General features: G+C 69.4%; 6 protein-coding genes. 2 read left to right on the top strand and 4 right to left on the bottom strand.

The genetic code is table 11. From position 1 onward, the window contains the following. The 3 genes from VIU94_RS21420 to VIU94_RS21410 all read right to left on the bottom strand — a co-directional run. The coding region (locus tag VIU94_RS21420) for a BRO family protein (protein WP_331913457.1) at positions 1-569 on the bottom strand (569 nt) is incomplete at its 3' end. Further along, on the bottom strand, positions 566-709 hold the full coding sequence (locus VIU94_RS21415) for a hypothetical protein (RefSeq protein ID WP_331913456.1): 144 nt from the start codon (positions 707-709) through the stop codon (positions 566-568). The genes VIU94_RS21415 and VIU94_RS21420, both read right to left, overlap by 4 nt. Next, positions 706-972 (bottom strand): helix-turn-helix domain-containing protein, encoded by a 267-nt coding sequence (locus tag VIU94_RS21410; RefSeq protein WP_331913455.1) that lies wholly within the window; start codon positions 970-972, stop codon positions 706-708. The genes VIU94_RS21415 and VIU94_RS21410 overlap by 4 nt, the downstream gene beginning before the upstream one ends. A gap of 170 nt (positions 973-1,142) precedes the next feature. On the opposite strand from VIU94_RS21410, the gene VIU94_RS21405 reads away from it, so the two are divergent. Both VIU94_RS21405 and VIU94_RS21400 read left to right on the top strand, forming a co-directional pair. Further along, a complete protein-coding gene (locus tag VIU94_RS21405; RefSeq protein WP_331913454.1) occupies positions 1,143-1,559 on the top strand; it encodes a hypothetical protein in 417 nt (138 codons plus the stop codon). A gap of 176 nt (positions 1,560-1,735) precedes the next feature. After that, on the top strand, positions 1,736-1,987 hold the full coding sequence (locus VIU94_RS21400) for a hypothetical protein (protein ID WP_331913453.1): 252 nt from the start codon (positions 1,736-1,738) through the stop codon (positions 1,985-1,987). A gap of 59 nt (positions 1,988-2,046) precedes the next feature. Here VIU94_RS21400 and VIU94_RS21395 read toward each other — a convergent pair. Continuing rightward, positions 2,047-3,189 (bottom strand): recombinase family protein (locus tag VIU94_RS21395; RefSeq protein ID WP_331913452.1); only part of this gene is annotated, 1,143 nt, incomplete at its 5' end.

The raw sequence follows: 3,189 nt of genomic DNA, 5'->3' as shown, positions 1-3,189 counted from the left end.
TCGAGGAGGAACGCGCGGAGATCCTTCTCGCGCCAGCCGAGGAGTTTGGCGACCTCGCGAACGAGCCGGTCGCCCTTGTCGGCGGTGAGGAACCGGTCGTGCGCGAGCGCCTTGGGCTCCAACTCCTTGACCTTGGCGTCGGCGATGACGAGCGCCTCGGCGGTCTCGACGAACTGCTTGGCGAGCGCGAGGACACCCTCGGGGCTGGCCAGGTCGGGCAGGCGCGGCGCGGGGACGGCGGAGTATGAGCCGGTGCGGCGGATCGCGGGGAGGACTTCGTGGGTCACCCACCGCTTGAACGCCTTCGCCTCCGGCTTGTCGGAACGGATGACGAGGTCGTACAGGCCAGGCTCGCTGATGATCGCCCGGTTGGGATTGCCGGAGGTTCCGTCCGTCAGGCGGATGGAACCTCGGTCGTCCATGTCGAGTCGAGCGAGCGCGTTCCCGACGTTCACGATCTCCAGGACCGCGCACACGTCGTTCGCGATGAACCATGGCTCGCCGTCCATGAGGACCGAGCGCACAGGCTGGCCGGTGGCCGGGAAAGTGAAGGGCTGGATCGCGGTCACTTCTTACCGTCCTTCTCCTGTTTGCGGCGGGACTCGTCCTCACGGCGCTGGGATTCCTTGGCGTGGTCGCGGCGGTCCTCGGCCCACTTGCGCCGGGCGTCCTTGCGCGCGTCGTCGTTGCGCTTCGCGGGCGGGGTCATGCGGTCTTCCGCTCGTCGTCGCCTTCGAGCAGGGCGCGCAGGTCGTGGGACTGGTAGATGTCCACCGACTCCAGGCGGAGCGCACGGGCGTGCGCACCGATGAGACGCCGGGACGCCCTGCGGTTGCCCAACTCGACGTTGGCGAGAGACGCCTTGTCGACCGTGACCCCCTGCTCGGCGATGCGCTCGGCGAGCTGTTCGAGCGTCAGTCCGTGCGCTTCGCGGAGCGCCCGGAGCGTGACCATGGGGGGAACTCTCTTCATGCATGACAACGTAAGACAACTAGTGCTGCCTGTACAACCTGTCAGGAGGCGTAAGTTTGCGTCACTTGCCTGTCGGGTTGGCGTAACTTCCCTTCCTTGAGGCTGTGACCAGGGAAGACATGGCCTAAGTTGTCTGGCGTTGTCATCCAGAACCCATCAGGATTGGCCTCATGAACACCGCAGAGACCCCCCGCCAGAGACTGGCCAGGCTCATGGACGAGCGAAGATCAGACCTCCACCTCACCTGGAATGAGGTGGCCGAGAGAGCCGGAGTCACCCGCGAAGGACTCCGGCGTACGCGCACTGGAACCGGGCACATACGGTCGCTAACGAAGCGAGGCATCGAGCGTGCGCTGTCGTGGGAGGTGGGCGGCGTCGATGAGATCCTCGCCGGCGTCGCGCCGACGGAGCGCACGCCGCCGCGCCCGTCAATGGAGGACGCGGAAGTTCTCGCGCGCGAGAACTCAGAGAGGGCTCAGCGCCTCGCCCGGCGAATTGGACGGTTGGATCGGCGCAAGCAGGCCGCGGTGGAGCAAATGGTCGACGTGCTGGAGGGAGACCCGCCCACCGAGCGCGAGGCCCAATGACCCGTGGTTTACCTGCCATTTGGCCGGGTGCGGACAAACTCCCGCACTGTCCAACGATCCGTCCAATATTGCATGATGTGACGAATAAGGACCTGTCCGTAGCGACGTTTTACGGTGACCTACCAACGCCGCGCAAATAAGTCACCGGGGACGCCGCGGCTCAACGAGGAGACGCCGTGAACCCGACCGTCACAGCAGCAGCGATCAGCGCCGTCACCGCAGCAGGAGCGACCATGCTCGCCGCCCGCCCCCACCACGACCTCATCCGGTCCGCCGGCATCGTCAGCGTCCTCGTCGGCGCGGTCGGGGCGGCGTACGCCCTCGCAGACCGCCGCCTGTGCCGCATGGAGAGCCTCGGCATCCACATCGTCACCACGGAGCGGGGCATCCTCGACGCCCTCGAACCCGACGACGACGACCTCCCCTGACGCGCCGAGGCCCCGACGCAACCCCCGCCCGCGCCGGGGCCTCGGCCCCAGAGGGCCTGCTAGTCCAGCGGCAGCCGCTCCATGTCCACCGCCGAGCTGTCGAACCCCGGACCGCGCCGCATCGTCGGCAGTACCGTCACCCGGAACGTCGCCGCCACCACCGACGACCGGACATCGACCGGCAGGTCGTCCCATGCCGCCGGGCTGATCCCCGCCACCCGGCGCAGCAGCCGCCGCCGGTCGGACGTCTCCGCCCGGTCCCGCAACTCCCGAATCTTCCGCTCGAACCCCGCCAGCGACCGGGCCAGCACCCCCGCGTCCACGTCCGGATGATCCACCAGGTCCTCCAACTGCCGCGCGGCGGCGGCCTTCCGGCGCTCCAGCTCGGCGATCTCCCCGGCCACCGACGGGTCCGCGGCCTCCAGCTCCGCCATGAACTCCTCGTCGCCCAGCAGCGCCACCACCACGCCCGACACGTACGCGTCCAGGTGCGCGATGTTCCGGCCGACCGGCGTCGGGCAGCCCTTCACCCGGCAGTAGTACACGCGGAGGTTCGCCTGTCCGGACGGCTTGGTCGACAGCCGGTGGCCCGACGGGCACACCGCCCCTCCCGACAGCAGGTGCTTGCGCTCGCGCCCCGGGTACGGGTTCGCCTCGGCCTGCTGGCGCAGCAGCAGCCTCACGTCCTCCCATGTCTCCATGGAGATGATCGGTTCCCACACCGCCCGGTACAGCTGGTCGCCGCGGCGCACCAGCCCCGCGATCCGCGGCGCCTCCATCACCCGGTCCAGCGACCGGGCCTCCCACTCGTTGCCGAGCGTCGTCGTCGACACGGTGTTCATCCACCGCAGCACCCCCGCCTTGGACTGGCCGGCGAGCAGCCGGTCCACCGCCTCGGCCAGGACCGCGCACTCGTCCTCGCGGCGGGTCTCACCGTCCACCTCGAATCCGAACGCGCGCCGGCCACCGCTCCCCGCCTTCCCTGCGCGCGCCCGGTCGTCCAGCGCCCGCCGTACCCGCCGCGAGGTGTTGTCCGATTCGCGGCACGCCTGCGCGGCCTCGATCCGCAGGATGAACCGGTCGTCCGGGGAGTCCAGGCTGCGAGTGCCCGACACCGACGCGATCCGGATGCCGCGCGAGTCGGAGATGCTGAGGAGCCGCTCCAGGTCGTAGGGCTGCCGGATCAGCCGGTCGCCGTGGTA

Source organism: Streptomyces sp., from assembly GCF_036566765.1.
GTDB lineage: Bacteria > Actinomycetota > Actinomycetes > Streptomycetales > Streptomycetaceae > Streptomyces.
This window is presented reverse-complemented; position numbering and strand designations above follow the sequence as displayed.

Bases quoted from the DNA above. Each gene is read 5' to 3' on its own strand.
- VIU94_RS21415 (WP_331913456.1), bottom strand. From the start codon at position 709: ATGACCCCGCCCGCGAAGCGCAACGACGACGCGCGCAAGGACGCCCGG.
- VIU94_RS21405 (WP_331913454.1), top strand. From the start codon at position 1,143: ATGAACACCGCAGAGACCCCCCGCCAGAGACTGGCCAGGCTCATGGAC.
- VIU94_RS21410 (WP_331913455.1), bottom strand. From the start codon at position 972: ATGAAGAGAGTTCCCCCCATGGTCACGCTCCGGGCGCTCCGCGAAGCG.